At 65.7% G+C, this 23,987-nt stretch carries 25 protein-coding genes and 1 tRNA gene; 17 read left to right on the top strand and 9 right to left on the bottom strand.

The window, feature by feature from the left end:
- Nucleotides 1-843 (top strand): hypothetical protein, encoded by an 843-nt coding sequence (locus FHS47_RS18385; protein ID WP_167031657.1) that lies wholly within the window; start codon nucleotides 1-3, stop codon nucleotides 841-843.
- Here FHS47_RS18385 and FHS47_RS18390 read toward each other — a convergent pair.
- The 3 genes from FHS47_RS18390 to FHS47_RS18400 form a co-directional block, all read right to left on the bottom strand.
- A complete protein-coding gene (locus FHS47_RS18390; protein WP_167031660.1) occupies nucleotides 769-1,683 on the bottom strand; it encodes a hypothetical protein in 915 nt (304 codons plus the stop codon). The two genes, FHS47_RS18385 and FHS47_RS18390, sit on opposite strands and share 75 nt — an antisense overlap.
- A gap of 157 nt (nucleotides 1,684-1,840) precedes the next feature.
- A complete protein-coding gene (locus tag FHS47_RS18395) occupies nucleotides 1,841-2,335 on the bottom strand; it encodes a hypothetical protein (RefSeq protein ID WP_167031666.1) in 495 nt (164 codons plus the stop codon).
- A gap of 99 nt (nucleotides 2,336-2,434) precedes the next feature.
- Complete coding sequence (locus tag FHS47_RS18400) at nucleotides 2,435-3,262, bottom strand: plasmid replication/partition related protein (RefSeq protein WP_167031669.1); 828 nt, start codon at nucleotides 3,260-3,262, stop codon at nucleotides 2,435-2,437.
- A gap of 150 nt (nucleotides 3,263-3,412) precedes the next feature.
- Between FHS47_RS18400 and FHS47_RS18405 the strand changes: the two genes are divergently transcribed.
- Both FHS47_RS18405 and FHS47_RS18410 read left to right on the top strand, forming a co-directional pair.
- Nucleotides 3,413-4,573: a low specificity L-threonine aldolase gene (locus tag FHS47_RS18405; protein ID WP_167031672.1), complete on the top strand. Its 1,161-nt coding sequence runs from the start codon at nucleotides 3,413-3,415 to the stop codon at nucleotides 4,571-4,573.
- Nucleotides 4,574-4,582: 9 nt separating this feature from the next.
- Nucleotides 4,583-5,473, top strand: a complete 891-nt coding sequence (locus FHS47_RS18410) for a PD40 domain-containing protein (protein ID WP_208382136.1) — start codon at nucleotides 4,583-4,585, stop codon at nucleotides 5,471-5,473.
- A 25-nt stretch (nucleotides 5,474-5,498) separates the two neighbouring features.
- On the opposite strand, the gene FHS47_RS18415 is transcribed toward FHS47_RS18410, so the two are convergent.
- On the bottom strand, nucleotides 5,499-5,960 hold the full coding sequence (locus FHS47_RS18415) for a calmodulin-binding protein (protein ID WP_167031675.1): 462 nt from the start codon (nucleotides 5,958-5,960) through the stop codon (nucleotides 5,499-5,501).
- A gap of 240 nt (nucleotides 5,961-6,200) precedes the next feature.
- Between FHS47_RS18415 and FHS47_RS18420 the strand changes: the two genes are divergently transcribed.
- On the top strand, nucleotides 6,201-6,590 hold the full coding sequence (locus FHS47_RS18420; protein WP_167031678.1) for a DUF1801 domain-containing protein: 390 nt from the start codon (nucleotides 6,201-6,203) through the stop codon (nucleotides 6,588-6,590).
- Between the two features lie 45 nt (nucleotides 6,591-6,635).
- Here FHS47_RS18420 and FHS47_RS18425 read toward each other — a convergent pair whose 3' ends face one another.
- Entirely contained in the window at nucleotides 6,636-7,145 is a 510-nt protein-coding gene (locus FHS47_RS18425; RefSeq protein WP_167031681.1) for a lipocalin-like domain-containing protein, read from the bottom strand.
- 92 nt (nucleotides 7,146-7,237) lie between these two features.
- Here FHS47_RS18425 and FHS47_RS18430 point away from each other — a divergent pair, with 92 nt between their 5' ends.
- Nucleotides 7,238-8,122 (top strand): LysR substrate-binding domain-containing protein, encoded by an 885-nt coding sequence (locus tag FHS47_RS18430; RefSeq protein ID WP_167031684.1) that lies wholly within the window; start codon nucleotides 7,238-7,240, stop codon nucleotides 8,120-8,122.
- A 155-nt stretch (nucleotides 8,123-8,277) separates the two neighbouring features.
- Nucleotides 8,278-9,171 carry a LysR family transcriptional regulator gene (locus FHS47_RS18435; protein WP_167031687.1) on the top strand — a complete coding sequence of 298 codons (894 nt, stop codon included), beginning with the start codon at nucleotides 8,278-8,280 and terminating at the stop codon, nucleotides 9,169-9,171.
- A 26-nt stretch (nucleotides 9,172-9,197) separates the two neighbouring features.
- Here the strand turns inward: FHS47_RS18435 and FHS47_RS18440 are convergent, their stop codons facing one another.
- Complete coding sequence (locus tag FHS47_RS18440; RefSeq protein WP_167031690.1) at nucleotides 9,198-10,043, bottom strand: 2-dehydropantoate 2-reductase N-terminal domain-containing protein; 846 nt, start codon at nucleotides 10,041-10,043, stop codon at nucleotides 9,198-9,200.
- Between the two features lie 197 nt (nucleotides 10,044-10,240).
- Between FHS47_RS18440 and FHS47_RS18445 the strand changes: the two genes are divergently transcribed.
- Nucleotides 10,241-11,557, top strand: coding sequence for an EAL domain-containing protein (locus FHS47_RS18445; RefSeq protein ID WP_208382137.1), 1,317 nt, complete (start codon nucleotides 10,241-10,243; stop codon nucleotides 11,555-11,557).
- Between the two features lie 75 nt (nucleotides 11,558-11,632).
- Here the strand turns inward: FHS47_RS18445 and FHS47_RS18450 are convergent, their stop codons facing one another.
- Nucleotides 11,633-13,828 (bottom strand): acyltransferase family protein, encoded by a 2,196-nt coding sequence (locus tag FHS47_RS18450; RefSeq protein ID WP_167031695.1) that lies wholly within the window; start codon nucleotides 13,826-13,828, stop codon nucleotides 11,633-11,635.
- Nucleotides 13,829-13,914: 86 nt separating this feature from the next.
- On the opposite strand from FHS47_RS18450, the gene dusA reads away from it, so the two are divergent.
- The 5 genes from dusA (at nucleotide 13,915) to FHS47_RS18475 (ending at nucleotide 18,019) form a co-directional block, all read left to right on the top strand.
- Nucleotides 13,915-14,895 carry a tRNA dihydrouridine(20/20a) synthase DusA gene (gene dusA / locus FHS47_RS18455; protein ID WP_167031697.1) on the top strand — a complete coding sequence of 327 codons (981 nt, stop codon included), beginning with the start codon at nucleotides 13,915-13,917 and terminating at the stop codon, nucleotides 14,893-14,895.
- Between the two features lie 29 nt (nucleotides 14,896-14,924).
- Nucleotides 14,925-15,431 (top strand): GNAT family N-acetyltransferase, encoded by a 507-nt coding sequence (locus FHS47_RS18460; protein WP_167031700.1) that lies wholly within the window; start codon nucleotides 14,925-14,927, stop codon nucleotides 15,429-15,431.
- Nucleotides 15,432-15,600: 169 nt separating this feature from the next.
- Nucleotides 15,601-15,888: a PepSY domain-containing protein gene (locus FHS47_RS18465; protein ID WP_167031702.1), complete on the top strand. Its 288-nt coding sequence runs from the start codon at nucleotides 15,601-15,603 to the stop codon at nucleotides 15,886-15,888.
- On the top strand, nucleotides 15,888-16,580 hold the full coding sequence (locus tag FHS47_RS18470) for a response regulator transcription factor (RefSeq protein WP_167031704.1): 693 nt from the start codon (nucleotides 15,888-15,890) through the stop codon (nucleotides 16,578-16,580). Before FHS47_RS18465 ends, FHS47_RS18470 begins: the two co-directional genes overlap by 1 nt.
- Before the next feature lie 53 nt (nucleotides 16,581-16,633).
- Nucleotides 16,634-18,019, top strand: a complete 1,386-nt coding sequence (locus tag FHS47_RS18475; RefSeq protein ID WP_167031706.1) for an ATP-binding protein — start codon at nucleotides 16,634-16,636, stop codon at nucleotides 18,017-18,019.
- Between the two features lie 114 nt (nucleotides 18,020-18,133).
- Here FHS47_RS18475 and FHS47_RS18480 read toward each other — a convergent pair whose 3' ends face one another.
- Together FHS47_RS18480 and FHS47_RS18485 are read right to left on the bottom strand one after the other, a co-directional pair.
- The gene (locus FHS47_RS18480; protein WP_167031709.1) at nucleotides 18,134-18,904 is read right to left on the bottom strand and encodes a M90 family metallopeptidase; all 771 of its coding nucleotides are present in this window, start codon (nucleotides 18,902-18,904) and stop codon (nucleotides 18,134-18,136) included.
- 20 nt (nucleotides 18,905-18,924) lie between these two features.
- Entirely contained in the window at nucleotides 18,925-19,257 is a 333-nt protein-coding gene (locus tag FHS47_RS18485; RefSeq protein WP_167031712.1) for a hypothetical protein, read from the bottom strand.
- 200 nt (nucleotides 19,258-19,457) lie between these two features.
- Between FHS47_RS18485 and FHS47_RS18490 the strand changes: the two genes are divergently transcribed.
- The 5 genes from FHS47_RS18490 to FHS47_RS18510 all read left to right on the top strand — a co-directional run bounded on the left by FHS47_RS18490 (nucleotide 19,458) and on the right by FHS47_RS18510 (nucleotide 23,981).
- The gene (locus FHS47_RS18490; protein WP_167031715.1) at nucleotides 19,458-20,438 is read left to right on the top strand and encodes a biotin--[acetyl-CoA-carboxylase] ligase; all 981 of its coding nucleotides are present in this window, start codon (nucleotides 19,458-19,460) and stop codon (nucleotides 20,436-20,438) included.
- Nucleotides 20,435-21,193, top strand: a complete 759-nt coding sequence (locus FHS47_RS18495; protein ID WP_167031717.1) for a type III pantothenate kinase — start codon at nucleotides 20,435-20,437, stop codon at nucleotides 21,191-21,193. Before FHS47_RS18490 ends, FHS47_RS18495 begins: the two co-directional genes overlap by 4 nt.
- Nucleotides 21,194-21,259: 66 nt before the next feature.
- Nucleotides 21,260-22,066 (top strand): SPOR domain-containing protein, encoded by an 807-nt coding sequence (locus FHS47_RS18500; protein ID WP_167031720.1) that lies wholly within the window; start codon nucleotides 21,260-21,262, stop codon nucleotides 22,064-22,066.
- Between the two features lie 16 nt (nucleotides 22,067-22,082).
- Nucleotides 22,083-22,158 (top strand) — tRNA-Thr (locus tag FHS47_RS18505).
- Between the two features lie 179 nt (nucleotides 22,159-22,337).
- Entirely contained in the window at nucleotides 22,338-23,981 is a 1,644-nt protein-coding gene (locus FHS47_RS18510) for a glucan 1,4-alpha-maltotetraohydrolase domain-containing protein (protein WP_167031722.1), read from the top strand.
- Nucleotides 23,982-23,987: the final 6 nt, after the last annotated feature.

Here is a 23,987-nt window from a genome sequence, read left to right on the forward strand (position 1 = left end):
ATGGAATCGCTCGCCTCGATCGTGTCCTTCCTCGAGCAGGAGGAGGGCTGGCGCCAGCCTTCCGCGTTCCTCTGGCGCGCGGACGCGGCCGATCGCCTCGACCTGCTCCTGCTGGGTGAGCATGACGCGGCGCTGCATGCGCGAGCCGCCGATCTGCTCGACGCGATGGAAGCCCTCGATCGCGACGGCTTCGCTGCGATCCGTGACGCCATCCGGCGCGGTGAAGGCCGCGAGGCGCTCGCACCGTGGCTGGATGTGGGCGTTCCCACGGGACAGCACTACGACGTGCTGGATCACCTGCTGGCGGGTGTTCTCGATCTGCGCGAACCGCACGTCGAGCGTCCGCTGCCGCCGCCCGAGATGGTCTTCTACCAGCCGACGCCCACGCGGCACATCGTGGACGGTGTGCGGCGTGCGCGCATATCGGCAGATGACGTGGTGCTCGATCTCGGCGCCGGTCTCGGCCACGTTCCCATTCTCGTGAACGTGCTCAGCGGTGCCCAAGCCATGGGCGTGGAGCGTGAGCCCGCCTACGTCGACAGCGCGATGGACGCGGTGCGTGCACTGGAACTCGGTGACGTGTCGATCGTTCAGGGCGACGCGCGCGATGCCGACCTGTCGGCGGCCACCGTGTTCTACCTGTTCACGCCCTTCATCGGCACGATCCTGCGCGATGTGGCGGCGAAGATCGAGCAGGAAGCGCGGCGGCGCGCCGTGCGCGTCGTCAGCCTGGGGCCATGCTCGCGCACCTTCGCGCGGATGGACTGGTTACGCAGTGACGACCCCCTGCCCACGGCGGCCGATCGCATCGTCGTTTTCCGCTCCGCGCTTGCCGGGCGGTAGTTTCGCGAGCAGCACGGTGCGGAAGATCACGGCCAGTTCATGGAAGCCCGCTTCGGTCGGATGCATCTCGTCGTGCCATTGTGCGTCCGCGGTGAGGGTGCCGCGCAGGTCTACATAATCGAACATGCCGCCGAACCGCGCGTCCTGTTTCAGCGGGTGCAGCACACGCTCGACGAATCCGTCGATGAGCAGGCGCGCGAACTCCCGCCATGCCTCCATACCGCCGTCGATCGCATGCTCGACGTTCGGTCCGATCCAGGGTCCCATCGACTTCTTCAGCAAGGCGGCCACGCCGAGATTGCCGAGGCCCAAAGAGGCCTCGGTGCCGATGAGCCGGGGATAGTCGTAGGTGTGCGCCAGGATCGGCACGCCCGGCCGTGCCTTGTGGAACGCGCCCACGAAATAGGCATAGGCCGCGCGCACCTCGTCGTAGCGGCCAGTGGCCACGATCGCGTCGAAAGCCTGGCGGGCGTTCAGACCCGTCTTGCCGGCCAGCGCGCGACGCAACCATGTGTCCACGAAGTCGTTACCCCCGGCGCTGAGCAGCACCGCGTCGAACGCGTAGCGCGTGAACCAGCCCAGCAGGTCGTCCACGTTGTCTTTCGTGAACATCGAGCGCCCGGGGCGTTCCGTCTGCGGAGCGGCCTGGTCGCCGCTGCGTTCCACGCGGAAGAACAGGCCACCATTGCCGAACTGTGGAACGCCGCGTTCCTCGTCCTCCGGCGCGGGCGACACGATCCAGTCGAGCAGGTTCATTGCCAGCGGCGTCGAAAACCACGAGTCGCCTTCGCACAGGATGACGGGCGTGCTCTCAAGCCGGTGCTGGGCTTTCAGGCCCATGTACATTTGGCGGAACTGGCCCCTTTGGGAAAGCGCGGAGGACTGCGGCATAAGGGGTGCCTCTACCGGGACGTCAGCCCGATGCTAGCCCTCGCCTTTCCTCCTTACCGAGACCCTGTCGAGGATTCCCGGTTTCACGACATGCGTGCCGGCGGCGCTACCAGCGCCCGCGACCGAAATGCCCCTGGGTGCCGCCGACCGAGATGCTGACGCCGCCCGTGGGGTGGTCGCAGCTCCCGAAGGCCTGGCTCAGGCTGACCGCGCCACCCTGGTAACTGCCGCTGCCGCCGTGGCTGGCGCTGACCACGCCGGTGGTCAGGCTGCCGTGCACCTGCGGCTTGTTATAGGTGGCGTCGTCGCACCGGGGTGTGTCGTCGGCCACCTCCACGTTTTCCATGCGGCCGCTGGTATCGCCGTAGTAGGTGCCGGGCGGGTCCTTCGGGCGGGCGGGCGTGACGGCGACACTCTCGCCGCTCTTGGTGACCACGGGCGCGGCTTGCTGCGTCGAGGCCCCGGCGGCGGGGGCGGGGGCCGCCGTGCTGGCCGGAGCGGGAACGTAGTTCGGCGGCAGGTTCAGGTTGAGGGGTTTTTCCTGCGCGACGGCGGCCGTGGCGACGAGGGAGGTGGCGACGAGGGCGAGCAAGGTCTTCATGGGGCGCTCCGGGTTCTGGCCTTCGAACGCTCGAGGGCGCGTCTGGTGTACCGGCCTTGGATCATCGGACAGCCGCCGAGTTCCCGGCCGCTTGTCACCTTACTCTGCCAGGGCTTCTTCTACCTCTTCGGACGAGGTTTCGCCCAGCCGGGCGCGCAGGGCGTCGATCTCGCGGCGGAGATTGCGATTCTCTGCCTCCAGCTCGGCCACCTGCTCGCGCAGCGCCTTCACCTCGTCCGTGGGCTTTTCGCGGGGCTTCCGCTTCGACTCGCGGACCCGCTTCGCCGCTTCCTTCAGCTCCGCGTCGCCGGCGCTGGCCGCGGCCTTCTGTTCCTCTTCCGGCAGGCTGGCGACCGCGGCGGCGGCGCTGATGGACAGGGTGCCGGACTTCACGGCGGCCACGACCTCGGGGGCGGCTTCCTTCCGGATCTTTTCGATCATGCCGACCTGGTTGCTGCTGATCCGTGCCTCGCGGGCGATTTCCTTGCGGGTTTCCGTCGCGGCCGGACGCGCGGGCTTCGACGGCGCCGGCTGGGCACCCGTGGTGTCGAACGGCACGTCCGGCGCTGCCTCGCCGCCTTCGGCCGCCGCCGCGCGGGCGCGGCGCTCGGCGAGGATCTCGCGCTTGCGGAGCGCGAGCACCCCGCGCTGGAAGTCGGAGACGCTGCGCCGGCCCAGATGCTGCTCGATCATCCACAGGTGCACGTCGTCGAGCGACTGGAAGCGCTCGTTCTGCACCGTCTTGAAGGGGATGTCGTGCTTGCGGCAGATGCCGTAACGGTTGTGGCCGTCCACCAGCGTGTCGCCCCAGAGCACCAGGGCATCGCGGCATCCTTCGGCGAGCAGGCTGCGCTCCAGCGCTTCGTATTCGTCCGGCGTGAGCGGATCGATGTAGGCCTTCAGTTCTTCGTTGACGACGATGTGCATTACGGGTTGCCCTGAGGGCATGACGGCGGCGGGGCGGGCATTCTAGTGCCTGCGCGCCGGCCGTGCAGGGCTTCTGGCATAGGCACCGCCTCGCCGGCCGTGCGAGGCTTGGCCGACGGCGGCTGCCAGGCCGCGGCGGGAGGAATGGGGATGGTCGGTCGTCGCGACTTCTTGCAGGCGTTGCCACTCGGGGCACTGACATTGGCCACCGCGGGAATGCCTTTGGCCCAGGTGGCCGCTTTGCCCGCTCGCGCGGCGAAAGATGCCAGGTATGTCGTATCGCTACGGGGCGACAGCGTCTTTACTGAACCGGGCGAGTATCCCGCCAGGCTCGCTCGTATTGTCGGCGACGGGCATGGCATGGGCGACTCCTATCTCGTCGATGGTGCGGTGACGTCGCTCGAATCGAAGTTCGCCGCATTGCTGGGTAAGGAGGACGCGGCGTTCATGCCGACGGGCACGATGGCGAACCAGATCGCGCTGCGCCTGCTGAGCGGCGACCGTTCGCGGGTACTCCTGCAAAAGGAAAGCCACGTCTACCGCGATGAAGCAGACGCGGTAGCGGTCATGAGTTCCCTCAACCCGGTGCCCGTGGACGGTGGTGCATCGGACGCCTTGTTCGGAGGTATGGCGGCCGCTTTTGCCCAGAGCGGGGAAAAACCCTATCCGGTCGACGTGGGTGCAGTGTCTGTCGAAAGCCCCGTACGTCGGCTGGATGGCGCGGCGGTGCCGCAGGGCATCGTGGAAAAGATCGCCGCGCTCGCCCGGGCCAAAGGCGCGGGAATGCATCTCGACGGCGCCCGGCTTCTCCTCATGTCTGGCGGCAGGGACTTCGATGTAAGGCGGTACTGCGCGCCGTTCGACTCGGTATATGTATCCCTCTACAAATACCTGGGTGCACCGTTTGGGGCGGTGCTCGCGGGACGCAAGGACTTCGTCGCGAAGGCCCGGCTGGCCCGCCATGTATTCGGTGGGACGATCTTTCACGGCTGGATGGCGGCTGCCATTGCAGAGGACGCATTGGACGGATTCGGCGAACGTTTCGCTCGTGCGCGCGCCGCGGGCGAGCAACTGCTCGACCAACTGGCGGTCATTCCGGGCATCGAGGTGCGTCGCGTGCCGAACGGCACCAATATCGCGTTCCTGAAGCTTGACGACCGCATAGCCACGGGCCTGAAGGACCGCCTGGCGAGGGCCGGCGTCATTACGGGCGACGTGATCGACGGCGGTTTGCCGCTGACCTTCAACGAGACGATCCTGCGCAGGCCGGTGGCCGCCATCGCCGCGGCATTCGTACCCGCGAAGGGGTGAGGAGTGTCCATGGCCCGACAATGGATGCTCGCCGCGCTGAGCGTCGCCACCCCGGTCGCTGCGTTCGCGGGGGGCCTCGGAGCCGCTCGAACGGCTGCCGTGGTGCCTTGGACGCCGGCAGGCGTTTCCAGCGAACTCTTCGAATCGCACGCCGCCTTCGATCCACGTGGCGACGACATGTACTTCGTTCGCAGCGACAAGTCGTTCGCCGGATGGCGCATTCTCGTGTCGCACTGCGAGGGCGATCGTTGGTCGACGCCCAGGGCGCCGTCGTTTGCCGCAAAGGGACTGGAAGCGGACCCATGGTTCACGCCGGACGGCAAGCACCTCTATTACATCTCTACCCGCGCCACCGGCGGCATGACGAGCAAGGACCTGGACATCTGGCGGATCGATCGCGACATGAACGGGCGATGGGGGGTGCCCGTGCGTCTGCCGGCGCCGGTGAATTCGGATGAAGCGGAATGGTTTCCGCGTCTGGCCCCCGACGGTTGGCTGTACTTCGGCTCCCATCGTGGGGGAGGTACGGGAAAGAACGACATCTGGCGCGCGCGACAGGAGGCGTCGGGGCAGTGGACAGTCGAGAATGCCGGGCCCGCGTTGAATACGGCTGGAAACGAATACGAAGCGCTGCCGTCGCCCGACGGCTCGATCATGGTGATCGCGACCGATCACGGTTATTTCGAGTCGCACCGCACGGGTAGCGGCTGGTCGCCCCGCGCGAGACTCGGGCCCGATATCAACGTCAACGGTTCGGAAATCGGCGCCGTGATGTCACCGTCGGGAAAGTCGATGCTTTTCTCGCGCGACACGGGGGAACCCCGCTCCGGCGAGTTCTTCGTCTGGCATCGCGACGGCAAGGAAGACTGGCCGCAGCGTTGCGGAAGCGCCGCGCTGTGAGATCCGGGCGCGGCACCAATCGGGATCAACGTGGCGCGGCCACCTCACGCACGAGCCGCATCGACCAGGGGCACCAGATGGCGTTTGGCAGGAAGTCATGTCCGACGAGTTGGAGGTTATCTTCGATCATGAAGGGAGTGGCGTCGCATGTCTCGGTATCGTTTCCCAAGGTGAGCCGCACGGTCGAGGGAATCAGGTGGAATGGCCATTCGGCGTTGTAATCCACACGGTCGGTTGCGATCCTTCCGATGATCCGCTGGTTGAGCGGGAGGATGTCGCCGGCGTTCACCACGACGTCGCGAAGCTTGGCGATCGTCGCCGAATCGTCGACGGCAAAGACGAACTCGTGCGGCGCCACGCGGACACCGGAGGTGGAAACGAACGAGAAGTACGCCGTTTCAGCCGAGGCCTGCGAACAAAGCATCGCGATGGAAACGCCGAGCTGCGCGAGGACCGCCTTCCTCGGAGATTTTTTCGTTTTCATCATGCCGTTCCGTGGGCGAAAGGGCGCGAATCTTTGCAACACGATCCGGCATCGTCAAACCTTCGGCCGTATGGCGCTTCCTGCGGTGCGTCGGCTGCCGGAGTGCCTCCTGGCGGCGCTAAGAAACGTCGTACCAAACGCTGACGATAGACCCGGCAGATGCCGCTGATGCGGTCGTATTGTGACTATCACGAGTGCCGGCGACCGGCCGGTATCGCCCAGAGCAGGGAGGAGTAGGAAGACATGAGCAAGGTGAGCGACATCGACCAGCGCATCGCCGCCCTCGGCGACTGGCGTGGCGACACCCTGGCAAGGGTGCGCGAACTCATCCACGAGGCCGTTCCGGACGTGGTCGAGGAACTGAAGTGGCGAGGCACTCCCGTGTGGTCGCACGGCGGGATCATCTGCACCGGCGAAACCTATAAGGGCAAGGTGAAGCTCACCTTCGCGAAAGGCGCCTCGTTGAAGGACCCCGCGAAGCTGTTCAACGCCAGCCTGGACGGCAACGTACGCCGCGCCATCGATATCGGCGAAGGGGAAGCCATCGACGCCAAGGCATTCAAAGCGCTGGTCCGGGCTGCGGCGGACCTCAACGCGGCTCCACGCAAGGCCTCCGTGAAGCGGGCGAAATAGAAGGTCGGGGCGACGGTCGGACGGAACGTCGGCGGCTATGCAACATCATTGAACCGGCAGGCGCCGCCAGACGGAAACGGGCACGTCGCCGTTGGGACGGGGTGCCACCTTGTAGCTCAGCATGTCGCCCATGAGTTCGTACGCGCGCTTCTGCACGGTGCCGTCCTGGTTCGGGAAAGAGGCGGCATCGATGTGGAAGGTGAGCGTGTGGTCGGTGGGGTTGATGCTCACCGTGCCAATATGGGTGCTCGTGCCGAGCACAGCGGCCGCATATTCTTCCGGCGTTCCCTTCGCACGGTCGCTCGAAGCGAAGCGCTGCCTGTCGGCGCGGAAGATCTGCAACGAGTAGCGGCCCTGTGCGTCGATCATCAGCAGCCCCTTCGGCGCGGCACCGTAATCGGGCTCCTTCCGGCCGTCGGTATGAATCACGTCCGCGGCCTGGAGCGTCCAGGTGCCCGCCAACGAGACGAGTTCATGGCCCGGCGCCTGCGCGTTTCCAGCGATCGCCGCGTGGCAGGCGAGCGTACCGGCTATCAGTGCCCATAATGATTTCATGAGGTTCTCCCAGTGGTCCCCGCCTTTTTACGGCGTGAATCCGCATAAGAAAATGTGGTAATTCTCACGAAACACTTTTGCGAAACTGAATCATGGCGCTTCCAAGCCTGGATCTAGACGTTCTGCGAACCCTCGTGGCGGCGCAGCGCCTGGGCGGTTTCGCCCGCGCGGCGGACTTCGTCGGCCGCTCGCAGTCGGCGGTCAGCCTGCAGATTCGTCGGATCGAGGCACAGCTGGGCGTGCCGCTTTTCCGGAAGCAGGGCCGGGGACTGGTGCCTACCGAGGCGGGCGAGGTTCTGCTGGCTTACGGGATCCGCCTGCTGAGCCTCAACGAGGAAGCCGTGGCCGCCGTGCGAGGGTGCGCCCTAGAAGGAAGCGTGCGCTTCGGTCTTCCCGGTGATTTCGCCGACGGCTGGCTGCCGTGGGCGCTCGGACAGTTCAAGCGGGCGCACCCCGGCGTTCGCATCGAGGTGGCTGTGGATCGAAATGGCCGTCTCCTCGAGCGGCTCGACGAGCAAGCTTTCGACCTAGTGCTGGCACTCGGCGCGGAGACGCGTGCCGACGCCCGGGTGCTGGCGCAGCTTCAGGATGTGTGGATCGGCGCCAGCGACGGCAGTTGCACTTGGGCGGAGGAAGAGCCCGTTCCTCTCGCAGTGCTCGAGGCACCTTGCATGTTCCGGCAGAGCGCCATTGCCGCACTCGACCGAGCGGGCGTGCGCTGGCGCATCGCATTCGTTTCGCCAAGCCTCCATGGCCTGTGGGCTGCGGTGGAGGCGGGCCTAGGCGTCACGCTGCGCACCGCGGCCGGCCTGCCGCGCGGGTTGGGTGTGCTGGGTGTCGAGTCCGGCTTGCCAGCGCTCCCCGACGCGCCCCGCCGTCTGTGTCTGCACGATGGCGGCCACCCGCCCGCACCTGCCGTGGCGCGGCTGGCGGCGATCATTGCCGAGACAGTTCCGCAGACGCTCCCTCGGACTTAGCAGCGCGAACGTCTGCCTGCGCGCAGCGCCAGGTTTCGAAGTCGTCGTACCTGACCGACGAGGGCGAGCACAACATGGCCCACCTCATGTTCGACACCCTGGCCAGGAACCCCGGTGAGTGGCACGAGTTCGCTGCTACCAGGGGCTCTCTGTGATTGAATGTCCCCATGCCTTCCCATCCTCCACTCTGGGACGACCTGCGCGTCCTGCTTGCCGTTCATCGCGGCAAGAGTTTCTTCGCCGCAGGCAAGGCCCTGGAAATGGCAACCTCCACCGTCGCGCGCCGGGTCCAGGCGCTTGAGCGCGCGCTGGACCGGCCGCTCGTCCAGCGGAGGAGCATGGGCGCCACGATAGAGGCGGATGCGCTCGGCCTGATCGCCTTGGCCGAGCACATGGAGTTGGAGCTGGAAGCGTCGCGTCGCGCGCCGGACATCAAACGCGTTACCGGGACCGTACGCGTATCGGCGCCCGAGGGTTTCAGTCGGCAGCTCACTCGGATGCTCGCGCGGGTACAGGATCAGCATCCGGGTCTGGCGTTCGAGCTCACCTCGGAGTCTCGCCTGGTGGATCTTGGGCGGCGCGAAGCCGACATCGCCGTCAGAATCGCGCGCACCACTTCGGCGGCGGTCATCGAAAAATTCATGGGCCAGGCGAGGGTGGCAGTGTTCGCAGCCCGCAGTTACGTGGAACGCCGATTGCCGGGCGCACGGCTGGCCAGCGCCCTCGCTGCGCAGCACGACTGGATTGCTCTCGATCGCACGCTCGACCGCCTGCCCACGCAGCAATGGATGAGCGCCTATGGGGCGACGCGCTTCGCCGTGCGCTCGACGTCGCCCACGGCGATAGAAGAAGCCTTGGTGGCAGGGATGGGGCTCGGCATCCTTGGCGAAGCGCAGGGTGCCGCGCTTGGGCTGTTGCGTATCGAAACCGAGACGATCCCGCCGCCGGTGGACGTGTTCCTTGCATTCCACCGGGAGCAGAAGAACGTGCCACGCATCCGCGTGGTTCTGCGCGAGCTTGAAACCGAAATTCGACACGCGCTCGCGTGAGCCGGAGGCGCGCAATCGGACGGGACTTACGGACGAACGGCCCTGATCGGCCCCGCAAGCTCTGGCGCAGCCGCATTCATCATGTCCGCCAGCATGCGCGGTTCTGCGGCACCGAGTTCTCCCAGCTCGCGGATCATCCGGGTGCGGCTCAACGCCCAGAGCAGCCCGGTCACGACGACGCGCGGGAATCTCGCCAGTTGGGCGATCGAAGCCGGGCGCAGGTCATTTCCCAGCGCACGTACGATGCGCATGCCTGCTTCGAATGCATCGGCATGTCCTCCGGCCTCTTGCCAGGAAATGCCTTTGCCACGCGCGAATGATCGCACCCCTATGGACATGAGGGGCATAACCATCGCAGCGTGCGTGCGAAGCCAACTCTGCATGTCGTCCTCGAGTACCGACGGAATGCCGGCGGCCGTGAACAGGGTTGCCGAGGCCGCATCGCCGACCGTTGTGCCGCGACGAATCCGTGGCGCGATACGGCCCGCCTTGATCAGCGTGAATACGCCGGCGGGGAATCCAAAAGCGAAGCGCTCGGCACCCACGGCCTCGCGCAGCGGATCGATCACCTCGAAGGTGTTGAACATGAACATCACCTTGTGTGCCCGAGAGCGCGTGAGCGAAGGAAGAATGGCCGCGACCTGGGGTGCCAGCGCCGTGACGAGAACGAGGTCGTACTCAATCGTGGCATCGAGTTCAGTGGCGACTTCGACGGTGGCGCGCTCACCGCTCTCGAGAACGATGGCTCGATCCAGAGATATCTGGGCCAGGCGAGCGCCTCTCGCAACAACGGACACCTGGTGACCTGCTTTGGATAGCTGGAAGGCGAAGGTGCTGCCGATGGCCCCAGGCCCGACGATGGCGATTTTCATGGCGAACAGATTGCACCCCGTCGCGAAGGCGCACAATGCGCCCCCATGGAAAGTGGCTTTGCACTCGTGCAAAGCTCAAGCTATCCGAATCGTGGCAGGGGGCTTCGCGGATGATGAGACGAGCAGGTACACCGGCAGGTTCGCATTTGCTTCGGATGAGATCGCAGGGTGGACGGCGAAGAGAGAAGGTGGCGGTCATGCTGAAGCTGACCGGCGTGGCCTGCATAGGCTTGGGGCTGGCGTGGACGCTCTGCTACCTCTACTTCGGTCGCTACGAGCTGTCGGTGGTCTTCGTCGGGCTGATGGCTGTAGGCGTGCTCGCCCTTCATCGCAGCAAGCGAAGCAACGGCTCGTCGCTCCTTCTCGTTGCGCACGGGATTCTTGCTGTCATCTGTTCCATCGCGTGGATCGACGCACCCATCGCCTGGGTGCCACGATCGGTCCATCTGTTCCTGCTGCCGCTCGCCGCGGGTGCGGCTTTCACGTTCGAGCCGCGCGAGCGCTATGGATCGCTGATCTTCCCGCTGGTATGCCTTGGCGCTTTTACAGCCTTCGCGGTGGGTGCGTTGGATCCGTTCGCTCCCCATGCCTCGCCGCCGCTCGAGGTGCGCGCCTGGGGCGTGAGGTTGAACGCGGCGACGTCGATGCTCCTCCTGGCTGGGATCTTCGCCATCTACCGCATCGATAGCGGAAAGCGCCTGCGGATGGAGCGCGAGTTGGGGCGGGCCGTTCGCAACGGTGAGATCGAAGTCCACTATCAGCCACAGGTGCGTTACAACGGCATCGTCAGTGGTGCGGAGGCGCTCATTCGCTGGCGCCATCCGTCCGGCAAGCTGTTGTCGCCCGATGCCTTCATCGATCTGGCAGAGGAAAGTGCCCTGATCTGCGAAATCGGGCTGGAGGTTCTCCGCCAAGCCTGTCAGACCCTGAATCACTGGTCGTCCGACCCACGGACACAGGCACTGCGCCTGGCGGTGAACATCAGCCCGGTGCAGTTGCTGGATGATTCGACGGTATCTTCGGTGTCTTCGATCATCCGTGAGACAGGCATCGATCCGACCTTGCTCGAATTCGAACTCACGGAGTCCGCACTGGCTATCGATACCGCGACGGTGATCGAGCGGATGGAAGCGCTGGAATCCACCGGTGTTTCCTGGGCGCTCGATGACTTCGGAACGGGCTACTCCTCCCTGGCGACGCTGCGCACGCTTCCGGTTCGCAAGCTGAAGATCGATCGGCAATTCCTGATCGAGGCGACAAGGCAAGAGGCCGCACAGCGGCTTCTCGGCAAGATCATCGAGATATCGCAGGTGATGGGCTTGAGTGCCCTGGCCGAAGGCGTGGAGACTCCCGACCAGCGCGAACTGTTGATCGGCCTCGGCTGCGACCACTTCCAGGGTTATCTGTTCGCGCAGCCGATGCCACGCATGGAATTGCATGCGTGGCTGGATACACAACTGCTGCCACCGCCGCCTTCCGCCTTACCGTCGCCCCCCCACGATGGATTAGGCTGACTACGACAGATAGTTCTTCTATCGTGCGAACTTAGGCTCGCCCACCTCTCGCGCGTTGCATCCTCACTGCACGAGTTAGAAGAATTTCTGAACTACGACGGCCGGATTCGTCCCTGAATGGGATTCTCCGGTGCGCTTCAAAGGAAGCGCTCGATGAGACGACGCCTGGTCCTGGGGGATTTGGCCCGGTAGACCAACGGGCGGTGTCGCAACCGCTGTTGGCTGGCTCGTCAACTCACGGACGAAACGCGTGAAAGATGGCACGAGAAGCGAGCTTCCATAGCCGCTCACGTGGTCTCCGTCGAAGAAAAGCGGAATCTTGCCGTCCAGTGAGGAGCACGTCTTGTGTGGGCATAGAATGGGGAAAGGATCCCAAATGCTGGCGGCGGGTGACTCGCTCGCGATTTCCTCCAGGCTGTTCACGACGGGCGCGCGCAATCGCTCCAACTCATCGCGTGCCACGGTGCTGCCATCGTGGCAGATCGGGTTGGTGCGGTTGTAGCGCTCGGCACAGCGAAAGGTCGGTGATTTGAAAATGGGTAGCGGAGCTTCGAGCACCACGCGAACCCCCTTGGCCGTGAACCGGTCGACGATGTCCTTGCCGACCGATACGCCCGCCGCGCGGGCGGCAATCGCAGCGGGAGAGAACAGTTGTTCTTCTACCAGTCTATCCGGGTAGCGTACGTACTGGTCCGCAAAGCGAGGCAAGCGAAGGGATGGCAGGAAGAGAACGTCGCCGGGTTTCACCTTGCTAAGCATGTCTTCGATTGCGCTCTTCGCATTGGCCTTGCAGGTATCACTCTCGCCAGCTTTGAGGCTGAGGAAAGGGCAACCGCCGTTGGTGTAAAGCGAAACGTGCGCTGCGGTTTGAATGGTGTAGCGCTTAAAAAGGGCGATAAATGCTACCGCGTGGGAATCGCCGATCGCAAAGACGTCGGGTGCGGTTGCGCCGCCCGCGCAGCCAACGCGCGAGTAAGTGATGTAGTTGCCGTGATCGAGAGTGCCGCCACCGGTCACAACCGAGCAGCCAGGAAGCGATGGATCGGTATCGGGGGCATTCGGATACCAGTCGTTGGCATGGCGGGCAACACGGGTGCGGGAAATATGCGGCTGGCCTTCATTGATGGCATTGGCTGCCCAGGCTGTTCCGCCGATGACGAGTAGCCCTACGGCCACGACGGCCACGCGCGGCAAGGCCTTGAATCCTCGGAATTGCCGGACGGGCGTTTCAACGTAGCGATACGACAAGGCCGCGAAGCCAAACGACAACGCGACAGCTAGGGCCTCTTGCCACGGTGCCTCGATGCCGACTGTCCAGCGGAACATTACATAGATCGGCCAATGCCAAAGGTACAGCGAGTAGGACATGCGCCCGATATAGAGAACCGGGCGCCAGGTCAGTAGCCTCACGATGGGGTGGTCCGCTGTTTTGCCGTGGAGTGATCCGAGCAGGCCCAGTGTGCCGATCACCACGGGCAAAGCGCCGGGGAAGGGGAACTGCGTGGGTTGGCTCGTTGCCAGCCCATAGAGCAGCGCGATAGCCGCCAGCCATGCAGCCCCGCTGCTCCACATGGAAGACGGTTGGTCGGCGATGTCGAAACGTCGTCCCGCCACAGCCATGTACTGGTAAAGCAGGACACCCGCCGCCAGTTGCCAGAAACGGGTCGTGATGAGGTAGTAGGCGGAGGTCTTGTCGCTTTGGCCAAGCAGGATGGCCACGACGAGCGAGGCGACGAAGGCACACGAAAATGCGCCGATGCTGACCTTGCGGAAACGGGACCCAAAAGTCCAGACGAAGAAAAGCAGGGGGAAGATCAGATAGAACTGCTCTTCGACGCCGAGCGACCATGTGTGGGTATATGGATTGAAATCCGCCAGGGGAGAAAAGTAGTCGTTGCTGGTTCGGGCCAGAACGAGGTTGCTCAGGCCGAAGAAAGCGTACATCCCCGTCTTCTGGTTGGTCTGGCTAAGCCAAGCCTCCGGGATGAGCAGGGCCGCCGCGTACGTCGTCACGAGGAGCATGACCAGCAGGGCTGGCGCGATGCGCAGAATGCGGCGGGCATAGAAAAATGCGAGGAACCGGTGCAGGCCCATTCGGTCGAGATTGCCGACCGAGGCACTGACGATGAATCCGGAAATGACGAAGAAGACGTCGACGCCCGCAAACCCTCCGGGAAGCCAGCCGGCATGGAGGTGGTAGATGACCACGGCAAGCACAGCGACCGCGCGGAGGCCATCGATATAGGGAAGGTAGGCGTTTCTGGAAGCCATTATTGGCAAGTCGTCGGAATGCGATCCGAAATGGTACCAAACGAGCCCTAGCCGAAGGGTGTCCGGTCGTCGGCTACAATGGCCGTATGCAACCGGCCCACCCCTCAGCCTTCCGCCTCACCGTCGCCCCCATGATGGACTGGACGGACCGTCACTGCCGGTATTTCCACCGGCTGCTTTCGCCCCATGCCCGGCTCTATACCGAGATGGTGACCAGCGCGGCGCTGGTGCGCGGGAACCAGTTGCGGCTGCTGGAGCATAGCCACGAGGAGCACCCGGTGGCCCTCCAACTGGGGGGCAGCGATCCCGTCGAGCTGGCGAAGGCCGCCGTGCTGGGTGCGCAGGCCGGTTACGACGAGATCAACCTCAATGTGGGTTGCCCCTCGGATCGGGTCCAGTCGGGCAAGTTCGGTGCGTGCCTCATGCGCGAGCCGGACCTGGTGGGCGAGTGCGTCCGCGCGATGGCGGATGCCGTCGATGTGCCGGTGACCGTGAAATGCCGCATCGGCGTGGACGACCAGGACGAATACGCCGACCTGCAGCGGTTCACCACCACGATGCTGGAAGCCGGCGTGCGCATTCTCGTGGTGCACGCGCGCAAGGCGTGGCTCGAGGGCTTGAGCCCGAAGGAAAACCGCGAAATCCCACCGCTCGATTACCAGCGCGTGCACCGGCTGAAGCGCGAATTTCCCGAACTCACCATCGTCATCAATGGCGGCATCACCACGGTGGACGCCGTGCGCGAACACCTGGCCCAGGTGGACGGGGTAATGCTGGGCAGGGCGGCGTATCACGATCCCTACGTGCTGGCGCGTATCGAGGCCGACCTTTACGGCACGCCGCTGCCCGAGCGCGCCGACGTGCTGGAGCGGATGCGCATCTACATCGACGCGGAGCTGGCCCGCGGCACGCAACTGAAGCACATCACCCGGCATATCCTCGGCCTTTATCAGGGCGAGCCCGGAGCGCGTGGCTTCCGCCGCCAGCTCTCGGAAGGCGCGCACCTGCCGGGCGCGGACTGGCGCCTGATCGAGAGCGCGTTGTCCGCGTTCCGCCATGCCGCCTGACCACCCCGTTCCAAGGAGCCAAGCACCGCATGATCGTGACCGAGCGCCTGATCCTCACCCCGAGCGCCGTCTCGGACTTCGATGACTGCCATGCGATGAGGTCCGACCCGAAGGTCATGCACTTCATCGGCGGCGTCGCTTCGGAGGAAGACACCTGGATCCGGCTGCTGCGCAACGTGGGCCATTGGACGTCGTTCGGCTATGGGCTTTTCACGGTGCGGGAAAAGGAAGGCGGGCGCTTCGTGGGTGAAGGCGGGCTGGCGCACTTCCGCCGTGGGCTCGGTGCGCGCTTCGACGACTACCCGGAGGGTGCCTGGGCGCTGGCGAGCACGGCGCACGGCAAGGGCTACGGCATGGAGGCCTTGTCGGCCGCACACGAATGGTTTTTCGGGAACCGGGAGGCGGGGCGGACCGTCTGCCTCATCGATCCGGAGAACGTCCCCTCGGTTCGCCTGGGCGAACGGCTCGGCTATCGCCCGTTCGAACAGATGACATATCGGGACAAGCCGATGACGCTCTTCGAGCGAATGCCCTGATCGGCCACCCCCGACATGCGGGGGCGGAAGGCGCCCGGCCTCCCAGCGAGGCCATCCGAAGCCCCGGCGCTGTGTCCGCCGGGCTCCGATCCGGGTTTCGTTCAGCTTCGGGCGGGGCGTCGCTGGGCATGATCCCCGGAACGGCCCGCCCGGCTTCCCCGCGCCCCACATGAAAATCACGTTTCGTCCGCTATTTTTCGCCGCGCTCTGTCTCGCCCTGCCCGCGGTGGCTCCGGCCTACCAGTCGATGTCGCTCGAGCAGGCGGTGAGCAAGGTGCAGAAGGACACCGGGGGGAAAGTGCTGTCGGCGGACACGCGGCTCGTCGAGCGCGGCCGCATCACCGAATACCGGGTCAAGGTCCTCACCCTGGACGGTCACGTCAAGGTGGTGCCCCTTCGTACCGAAACCGCCAAGCCCCTGGACGCCAGTTCCGGGGACAACAAGGAGAAACATTGATGCGAATCCTGCTCGTAGAGGACGAGGCCCCGCTGCGCGAGACCCTCGCCGCGCGCCTGAAGCGCGACGGTTTCGCCGTCGATGCCGCCCAGGATGGCGAAGAAGGCCTGTACCTGGGGCGCGAGGTGCCGTTCGACCTCGCGATCATCGACCTGGGCCTGCCCAAGCTGTCCGGCATGGATCTGGTGAAGGCCCTGCGGGAGCACGGCCAGCGTTATCCCATCCTGATCCTGACCGCCCGCGGCAGCTGGCAGGACAAGGTCGAGGGCCTGAAATACGGTGCCGACGACTACCTGGTGAAGCCCTTCCACGTCGAAGAACTGCTGGCGCGCATCAATGCGCTGGTGCGTCGTGCCAGCGGCTGGTCGAAGCCGGTGCTCGCCTGCGGCCCCATCAAGCTCGACACCACGGCGCAGACGGTCACCGTGGAAGGCCGCCAGGTCGACCTCACCAGCTACGAGTACAAGGTGCTGGAATACCTGATGCTGCATGCGGGTGAGCTGGTCTCGAAGGCCGACCTCACGGAGCACATCTACCAGCAGGACTTCGACCGCGATTCGAACGTGCTGGAGGTCTTCATCGGCCGCCTGCGCCGCAAGCTCGATCCGGAAAGCACCTTGAAGCCCATCGAAACCGTGCGCGGCCGTGGCTATCGTTTCGCCATCCCGCGCAACGAAGCGGACGAAGACTGATTCCCGCGGGCGGCGTCGCCTTCGGGCGCGCCGCTCCGAGGTAAGCTCGAAGCATGGACAACGCTTCATCGATCCGACGCCGGCCCCTATCGCTGGCCGCGCGTGCGGCCCTCGCGACGGGCTTCGCGCTGGCCGCCTTTCTCGGTCTGACCGGCCTCGCGCAGAACAAGGCGAACTACGCGTCCGAGCTGTCGGCGATGCACGACCGGCTGCATAACTACGCCATCGCCTACATCACCGGTACCGACATCACGCGTGCCGGCAAGGTCACCACGCCGGACAGCCAGCCGAATCCCGATTTCTCGCGACCGGGTTCCGGCCTGTACGCCATCATTGTCGGCAACGACGGTTTTCGCTGGGAATCCTCTTCGGCACTTGGCCGCGACTTCGATTTCGTACGCATGCTGTCGCCGGGTGAAACGGCGTTCGAGCCGGTGGAGACACGCAGCGGTAAGCTGTATGTCTTCAGTTACGGCGTGTCGCTCGACAGCACGGAAAAACGCAGCGTGCCGCTGACCTTCGCGGTGGCGCAAACCGAAGACCAGTTCGAGCGGCAGGTGGCCACCTATCGGCGCACGCAGTTCCTGTGGCTGGCGATGCTCGGCATGATGCTCATGCTGCTGCAGCTGTTCCTGCTGCGTTGGAGTTTGCTGCCGCTGCGCCGCGTGTCCAGCGACCTTGCACACATCGAGCGTGGCACCCGCGACCACCTCGACGGACCTTACCCGGTCGAACTGACGGTGCTGACACGGCGACTCAATGCCTTCATCGACAGCGAGCGCGAGCAGCGCACACGCTACCGCGACACGCTGGCTGATCTTGCGCACAGCCTGAAGACGCCGCTGGCGGTGGTCCGCTCGCAGCTGGAATCGGGGGGCGACGCCGAAAAACTGCGCGGTGACATCCTCGACCAGGTGCGCCGGATGGACGAGATCGTGGCTTACCAGCTGTCGCGCGCCGCGACATCGGGGCGCCGCACCATCGCTTCGCTGGAACCGATTGCCGGGCACGCCGAAGACCTGGTGCAAAGTCTCGAGAAGGTCTACGCGGCAAAGAACGTGCTGTGCGAATTCGAGATCGAGGAAGGCGTCACGTTCCCCGGCGAGCAGGGCGACCTGCTCGAACTCATGGGTAACCTGGTGGAGAACGCCTTCAAGTGGGCGTCGCATCGTGTGCTGCTCTCGGCGCGCTCGCTCGGAAAGATGCGCGGCCGCAGCGGCCTGGAGCTGGTGGTGGAAGACGACGGCCCTGGCATTCCCGACGACAAGATCGAGAAGATCCTTCAGCGTGGCGTGCGCGGCGACGAGCGCGTGCAAGGGCACGGCATCGGCCTCTCCATCGTCCAGGACATCATCAAGGCGTACCAGGGCGAACTGCACGTGGACCGCTCCGAGGAGTTGGGCGGCGCACGTTTCAGCGTGAAGCTGCCGCCACCCTGAAGCCGTGACCCTGTAGGAGCGCGCCTTGCGCGCGACGGCTTATCGCGCCAGTCCCCGACCTGGCGCGCCAGCTCCGGAGACTGCCTCAAAACATGTCGCGCGCAAGGCGCGCTCCTACGAGTGGGACGCCGGCGATGGCCCGTAAAACGCTTCCAGCAACGCCGCCACGTTCGGTTCCGCTTCGCGCAACAGCGCGGGCTGCGAAAAATGCAGTTCGCTTGTCACCGCGAAATATTCTTCCGGCGCTTCGGCGGCGTAAGGATCGATGGCCGTGCGACGGCCACGATCGACGGCCTTCGACAGCCTGTCGAACCCACGTTGCATGGTGTCGATCCACTGCCTGCGATTCATCGACGGAGGGAGGGGCGGCACGCCGTTCGCCGGCCCTGCCAGCATGTCGAGCTTGTGCGCCATCTCGTGCACGACCACGTTGAATCCGTCCCATGGCGCTTCGAGGTCGAGCGCCACGTCGGCTAGGGAAAGGACCATGGGCCCGCGGTCCCATGCCTCGCCGATCAGCGTGTCGTCGCTGTCGGTGACGACGCCGGTCGGAGCATCGTAGTGGCTGCGGCGAACATTGAACTCACCGGGATACACGAGCACGTTCGTCCATCCCTTGAACGCCCTTGGCCCACGCGGCAAGGCGGGAAGGCTGGCCTGCATCGCGATGGCAAGGCGCCAGAAATCGTCGAGTTCGGTGCCACCCAGCGCCTGGAACCGTTTCGTGTGCAGAAACGTGGCGGCCAGTTGGCGCAGGTAATGCGCTCGTGGCGCGTCGAGCGCGCGAGCCAGCGGCACGCGGGCCACGGCGTGTTGCCACAGCGTGTCGTCGATGGGAGGGACGGGAGCGCGGAAGCGCGCGATCAGCGACTGGAAGACACCCACGAAGTACGGCCGCGAACGCTTTAGAGCATCGAGCCGGGAAGAAGCGACTGCCAGCTTGGCGCACCCGAGCGCATCGGCAGGGAATCGCCGTGCGTGCCGTCGTCGACATCGACCGGCGAGGTGACCGGCGGAGGGGCCGTGCCCCGACGCGTACTTTCACGCCGCGAGGGCAGGGGGTCGCCGCCAACGTTGTCGCGACCGCCCTGGGACGACCGCGAGCTGCCTTCGAACGACGACGTACCGGCGGCGCTCGGAGCGAGCAGGCCGGCAGAGGGGTCGATGTCGTAAGCGGCGGCGGTGCCGGCGGCACCGACGAGGCACAGACATCCGAAGATGTATGGTCTGGCGTTCATCGGTAAACCCTGGGCCCCTTCGGGACGTAAAGGGGACGACCGATCCTCGCAGAAATTTCACGGGCCTGCCAGTGCTGGACGTCCCCGGGGGAGGCCGGCGTGGCCGGAACGGGCGAAAAGCCCGCCACTGCCCTAGAATCGCCGGATGTCCCGGCCCTTCCCCACCTCGACAACGGCCGCCTGACGGCCGGACGGTAGCCATGCTCGCACGCGATCTTCTCGAAGCCCTTGCCGGCGGCGACGCCGTGTCCGGCGCGGCCCTGGCCCGCCGAGCCGGGGTAACACGCGCGGCCGTCTGGAAGCAGATCGAGGCCCTGCGCCTCAAGGGCGTGCCTGTGGAAGCCCGCGTCGGCGGTGGCTACCGCCTGCCGTGGCGCACCGAGCTGCTCGACGCCCAGGCCATCAAGGCGGGGCTGGCGCCAGGCACCGCGGCGCGCATCGGCATGCTCGAGGTGCATTGGGACATCGATTCCACGTCGAGCGAGCTGGCGCGACGCGTCCCCGTGCTCGACGACCTCTCCTTCGTGCTGAGCGAGGCGCAATCGGCCGGCCGCGGCCGGCGGGGCCGCACCTGGCTCTCGCCGCCGGGCATGAACCTCTATCTTTCCGTGCTGAAGCGTTTCGACGGCGGCTTCGCGTCCCTCTCGGGGCTTTCACTGGCGGTGGGCGTGATGCTGTTGCGCGCGCTGGCCGAATTGGGCATCCGCACCCCGGGCCTGAAATGGCCAAACGACGTGCTGGCCGGCAATGCGAAGCTTGCAGGCGTCCTCGTGGAGCTGTCGGGCGAGTATTCGGGGCCTTGCGCGGCGGTCATCGGCGTAGGGCTCAACATCCGCCTGCCGGACACCCTGCACGAGCGGGCGGGCCAGCCCATCACCGACCTTGCCTCGCTCATGGGCGGCGACCCGCCGAACCGCAATCGCATTGCCTCGGCGGTGATGACGGAACTCGCCGAAGGACTTGTCGCCTTCGAGCGCCACGGTTTCGCCGCGTTCGCGGACGACTACGCGGCGAACGACCTGCTTCGCGGCGAACCGCTGCGCATCATCGATCCGCGCGGCGAGTACGATGCCACGGGCGAGGGCGTGGACGAACGCGGTGCCCTACGCGTGCGCCGGGCGAATGGCGAAGTGGCCATCGTCGACAGCGCGGAAGTCTCCGTTCGCAAGGCGGCACCATGATCCTTCTGCTCGACCTCGGCAACACCCGGCTCAAGTTCGCGCTGCTCGACGGCGACACTTTCGTGCGTCGCGGCGCGTTTGGCTGGGATGCGGACATCGCCCACGAACTCGCCACGCTATGGAGCGGCTGGCCCGCGCCGCGGCGTGTCGTAGGGGCATCGGTGGTGGATGCCGCGCGTGAAACGGCGGTGGCCGTGGCCGTGGGCAGCGCCTTCGATCTCGATACGACGTGGGTACGCACGCCGGCCCAGGCCTGTGGGGTCACGAATGCCTATGCCGAACCGCATCGCCTGGGCGTGGACCGCTTCCTCGCCATGGTGGACGCGTTCGCCGCTGGCCGCGCGCCGTCCGTGCTGGCCAGTGTGGGCACCGCGCTCACGCTCGATGCACTGGACGCCGAGGGCCGGCACCTCGGCGGCTGGATCGCACCAGGCCCGCTGCTGATGCAGCAGTCTGTCCTCGGCGCGACGGCGCAGGTGCGCCCGGATCGCCCGGGCGCGGTGCGCGACCTTGCCGACAACACCGCCGACGGGCTCGCCTCGGGGTGCTGGCAGGCGTGCGCCGCGCTGGTGGACCGCTTCGTGGATCGGGTGGCGCTACAGCTGGGAGGCGCACCGTCGGTCACGCTGGGTGGCGGCGATGCCGACATCCTCGCGCCCCTGCTCGGGCGCAAAGTGGAACTGGTTCCCGACGCGGTGCTGCGCGGGCTCGCGGTGTGGGCCAGGACGCATGCTCCCGCGAGCGATATCGCCTAGAATCCGGGCGCTGCCGGTTCTTACAGGGGAACGCGAGCAGGCCCTACCGGATGACCCAAGGCCCTCATGCTTCTGCGTTTGCTCTTCGTTCTCTTGATCGCCCTGAACATCGCCGTGGCCGCGTGGCTGCTGCTGGGCGATTCGGGAACGCGCGCGGCGGACCCGAACGAGGGCGACGTGCCCAGGCTGAAGCTGCTCGCCGAGTTGCCGGAACCGCCGGTTGCCGGTGCATCGGCCCCCGCGTCCGCGGCAACGCCTTGGGCTAGCGCTTCGGCGCCGCCGTCCCCGGCCATGACGGCGCCTGCCGCGCCCGCCGCGGTGGCACCCTCGCCCAAGCCCGTCGCACCGCAGCCGAAAGCTCCGGTGGAAGCGACCCCCGTGTCGGCAGCCACCGCCCCGACCAGTCCCCGCCGCAGCTATCGCTGCCTCGCGCTCGGACCGTTCCCGAACCAGGTGGACCTGCGCGCCGCACGTACCGCCATCGCATCGCGCACCGTGCGCAGCAGGCAGCGCCAGGAACAGACCAGCGAATCGCGCGGATGGCGCGTCTTCCTGCCGGCTCAGGCCACGCGTGAACTGGCATTGGCGCAGGCAAGGCGCTTGGAAGCGAAGGGCATCAAGGATTACTTCGTCGTCACCGCAGCGGGCGAATTGCAGAACTCGGTGGCGCTGGGCCTGTTCCACGACCCCGCGAACGCCCGCAAGCGCCGCGACGAAGTGATCGCCGCCGGCTTCCCGGCCCGCATGAGCGAGCGCACGGAAACCACGCCGGTCTGGTGGCTCGACGTGGTCGTGCCCGACGAGGCCGGGGCCGACATTCGCCGAAGCATCCGCACCCCGGGGATAACGGCGCGAAGCACCGGCTGCTTCTGATAAACTCCCCGCCTTCGCCGGCATAGCTCAGTTGGTAGAGCAACCGCCTTGTAAGCGGTAGGTCCCCAGTTCGAATCCGGGTGCCGGCACCATCTCTCTCGCTCATCCCTCGCATCGGCACCATTCCACGCCATTTCAGGGCGTTCGGAATCGCGTGCCGGTTTCGCGTGGCTTTTTCATGAGCCGCCTATAGCCGCGCCCCCGGAATCGGCCCACGATGCCATCGTCGCGTCCGGCGCGGGCGCTCCTCTCCATGGAACGGAGGCGGGTCATGAAGATCAGACATGGGGTACTCATCGTTGTCGCCTTATTGGCGGGCGCGGTTGCCGCGCACGCCGACGATGCCGGGAAGACGGCCAGTGGCGTTCGCTACCACGGCGGCGACGAGATCCTTCTGCAAGGCTTCCATTGGAACTCGACACGCGTGAAGCCCGGTGGGTGGTACGCGGAATTGAAGGGTCGCGCGGCGCAGATCGCCGCCGACGGATTCACCGCGGTGTGGATGCCGCCGCCATGGCGCGACACATCGAGTTGGAAGGACGACGCGAAAGGCACCAGCGGTGGTGGTGAGGGTTACTTCTGGAAGGACTTCGATAAGAACAGCGGGTATGGCACCGACGCGGACCTCCGCGCGGCGGTGGCGGCGCTCAACGGCGCGCACGTGAAACCCGTGTTCGACATCGTGCCGAACCATCGCGACGCGAAGGCCGAAGGTTCGACGTTGAGTATTCCCGCGGGAAAGGGACGCTTGCGCATCGATAGCTGCGACGGTCGTCCGTGCGACGACGGTGACCCTTTCATGGATGGCTCTTCCGACCTCAATCTTGCCAACGCCGAGAACGAGGCGATGTTCGCGGCGGAACTGAAATTGCTGCACGACACCTACGGCGCGGGCGGTTTCCGCTTCGACTTCGTTCGGGGTTACGCCGCACGCCATGTCGACGACCTGATGAAGGGCAGCGACGACAGCGGTTTCTGCGTGGGCGAATTCTGGAAGGGTCCAAGCGAATTTCCCGAGGGCGATCCCAACCGGTCGAAGTCGTGGCAGGACCTGCTCATGGCGTGGTCCGACCAGGCGAAGTGCACCGTGTTCGACTTTGCCCTGAAGGAACGGATGCAGAACGGATCGGTGCCCGACTGGCGATACGGATTGAACGGAAATCCGCAACGAAGCTGGCGAGAGGTGGCGACCACGTTCGTGGACAATCACGACACCGGGTATTCGCCGGGTTCCTATGGCGGTCAGCACCACTGGGCGTTGCGTCCGGATCGTCTCCGCATGGCGTATGCCTTCATCCTCACCACGCCCGGTACGCCAACGGTGTACTGGCCGGACATGTACGAGGGAGCGACACCGACGCCACTGCACGATTATCTCCGCCGTTTGATAACGATCCGGCGCGATGCCGGCGTGCGTGCCGGTTCGGACGTGTCCTTCAACACCGATCAAGGCGGACTCGTGGCCCGGGTGACCGGGACTCGTCAGACGGTTGTCGTAGCTCTTGATTCGCGGCTTACCGAGCCTCGGGTCATCAGCGACCAATCGTTCGTGCCGGCGCTGGAAGACGATGGCGGAAAGGTGCGGATATGGGAAAGCGGCGCGGTGACACCGGTGGATGTGAATTTTCGCTGCGACAAGGGCGAAACGACGAAGGGCCGAAGTGTCTATGTCGTCGGCGGCAGCAAAGAGCTGGGTCTTTGGAAACTGGAAGACGCCGTGAAACTCGAGCCCGCGACGTATCCCACGTGGAAGGGCACCGTTTCCATGGCGCCTGCCTTCGCGACCGCGTGGAAATGCGTGATTCGCGACGAAACGGGCACGCCGGACGCGTTGAAGGCGACGGCAACCTGGGAGCCTGGCGACAACAACGAAGTGACTCCGGCCGCGGGGGCGAGCACCGAGGGTTCGTTCTGAAGGCGG

The sequence above is a fragment of the Luteibacter sp. SG786 genome (assembly GCF_011759605.1).
Classification (GTDB): domain Bacteria; phylum Pseudomonadota; class Gammaproteobacteria; order Xanthomonadales; family Rhodanobacteraceae; genus Luteibacter.

Excerpts from the sequence above, each read along its gene's own strand:
- FHS47_RS18385 (WP_167031657.1), top strand. The coding sequence starts at position 1 with ATGGAATCGCTCGCCTCGATCGTGTCCTTCCTCGAGCAGGAGGAGGGC.
- FHS47_RS18390 (WP_167031660.1), bottom strand. The coding sequence starts at position 1,683 with ATGGGCCTGAAAGCCCAGCACCGGCTTGAGAGCACGCCCGTCATCCTG.
- FHS47_RS18395 (WP_167031666.1), bottom strand. The coding sequence starts at position 2,335 with ATGAAGACCTTGCTCGCCCTCGTCGCCACCTCCCTCGTCGCCACGGCC.
- FHS47_RS18400 (WP_167031669.1), bottom strand. The coding sequence starts at position 3,262 with ATGCACATCGTCGTCAACGAAGAACTGAAGGCCTACATCGATCCGCTC.
- FHS47_RS18405 (WP_167031672.1), top strand. The coding sequence starts at position 3,413 with ATGGTCGGTCGTCGCGACTTCTTGCAGGCGTTGCCACTCGGGGCACTG.
- FHS47_RS18410 (WP_208382136.1), top strand. The coding sequence starts at position 4,583 with ATGGCCCGACAATGGATGCTCGCCGCGCTGAGCGTCGCCACCCCGGTC.
- FHS47_RS18415 (WP_167031675.1), bottom strand. The coding sequence starts at position 5,960 with ATGATGAAAACGAAAAAATCTCCGAGGAAGGCGGTCCTCGCGCAGCTC.
- FHS47_RS18420 (WP_167031678.1), top strand. The coding sequence starts at position 6,201 with ATGAGCAAGGTGAGCGACATCGACCAGCGCATCGCCGCCCTCGGCGAC.
- FHS47_RS18425 (WP_167031681.1), bottom strand. The coding sequence starts at position 7,145 with ATGAAATCATTATGGGCACTGATAGCCGGTACGCTCGCCTGCCACGCG.
- FHS47_RS18430 (WP_167031684.1), top strand. The coding sequence starts at position 7,238 with ATGGCGCTTCCAAGCCTGGATCTAGACGTTCTGCGAACCCTCGTGGCG.
- FHS47_RS18440 (WP_167031690.1), bottom strand. The coding sequence starts at position 10,043 with ATGAAAATCGCCATCGTCGGGCCTGGGGCCATCGGCAGCACCTTCGCC.
- FHS47_RS18445 (WP_208382137.1), top strand. The coding sequence starts at position 10,241 with ATGCTGAAGCTGACCGGCGTGGCCTGCATAGGCTTGGGGCTGGCGTGG.
- FHS47_RS18450 (WP_167031695.1), bottom strand. The coding sequence starts at position 13,828 with ATGGCTTCCAGAAACGCCTACCTTCCCTATATCGATGGCCTCCGCGCG.
- dusA (WP_167031697.1), top strand. The coding sequence starts at position 13,915 with ATGCAACCGGCCCACCCCTCAGCCTTCCGCCTCACCGTCGCCCCCATG.
- FHS47_RS18460 (WP_167031700.1), top strand. The coding sequence starts at position 14,925 with ATGATCGTGACCGAGCGCCTGATCCTCACCCCGAGCGCCGTCTCGGAC.
- FHS47_RS18465 (WP_167031702.1), top strand. The coding sequence starts at position 15,601 with ATGAAAATCACGTTTCGTCCGCTATTTTTCGCCGCGCTCTGTCTCGCC.
- FHS47_RS18470 (WP_167031704.1), top strand. The coding sequence starts at position 15,888 with ATGCGAATCCTGCTCGTAGAGGACGAGGCCCCGCTGCGCGAGACCCTC.
- FHS47_RS18475 (WP_167031706.1), top strand. The coding sequence starts at position 16,634 with ATGGACAACGCTTCATCGATCCGACGCCGGCCCCTATCGCTGGCCGCG.
- FHS47_RS18485 (WP_167031712.1), bottom strand. The coding sequence starts at position 19,257 with ATGAACGCCAGACCATACATCTTCGGATGTCTGTGCCTCGTCGGTGCC.
- FHS47_RS18490 (WP_167031715.1), top strand. The coding sequence starts at position 19,458 with ATGCTCGCACGCGATCTTCTCGAAGCCCTTGCCGGCGGCGACGCCGTG.
- FHS47_RS18495 (WP_167031717.1), top strand. The coding sequence starts at position 20,435 with ATGATCCTTCTGCTCGACCTCGGCAACACCCGGCTCAAGTTCGCGCTG.
- FHS47_RS18500 (WP_167031720.1), top strand. The coding sequence starts at position 21,260 with ATGCTTCTGCGTTTGCTCTTCGTTCTCTTGATCGCCCTGAACATCGCC.
- FHS47_RS18510 (WP_167031722.1), top strand. The coding sequence starts at position 22,338 with ATGAAGATCAGACATGGGGTACTCATCGTTGTCGCCTTATTGGCGGGC.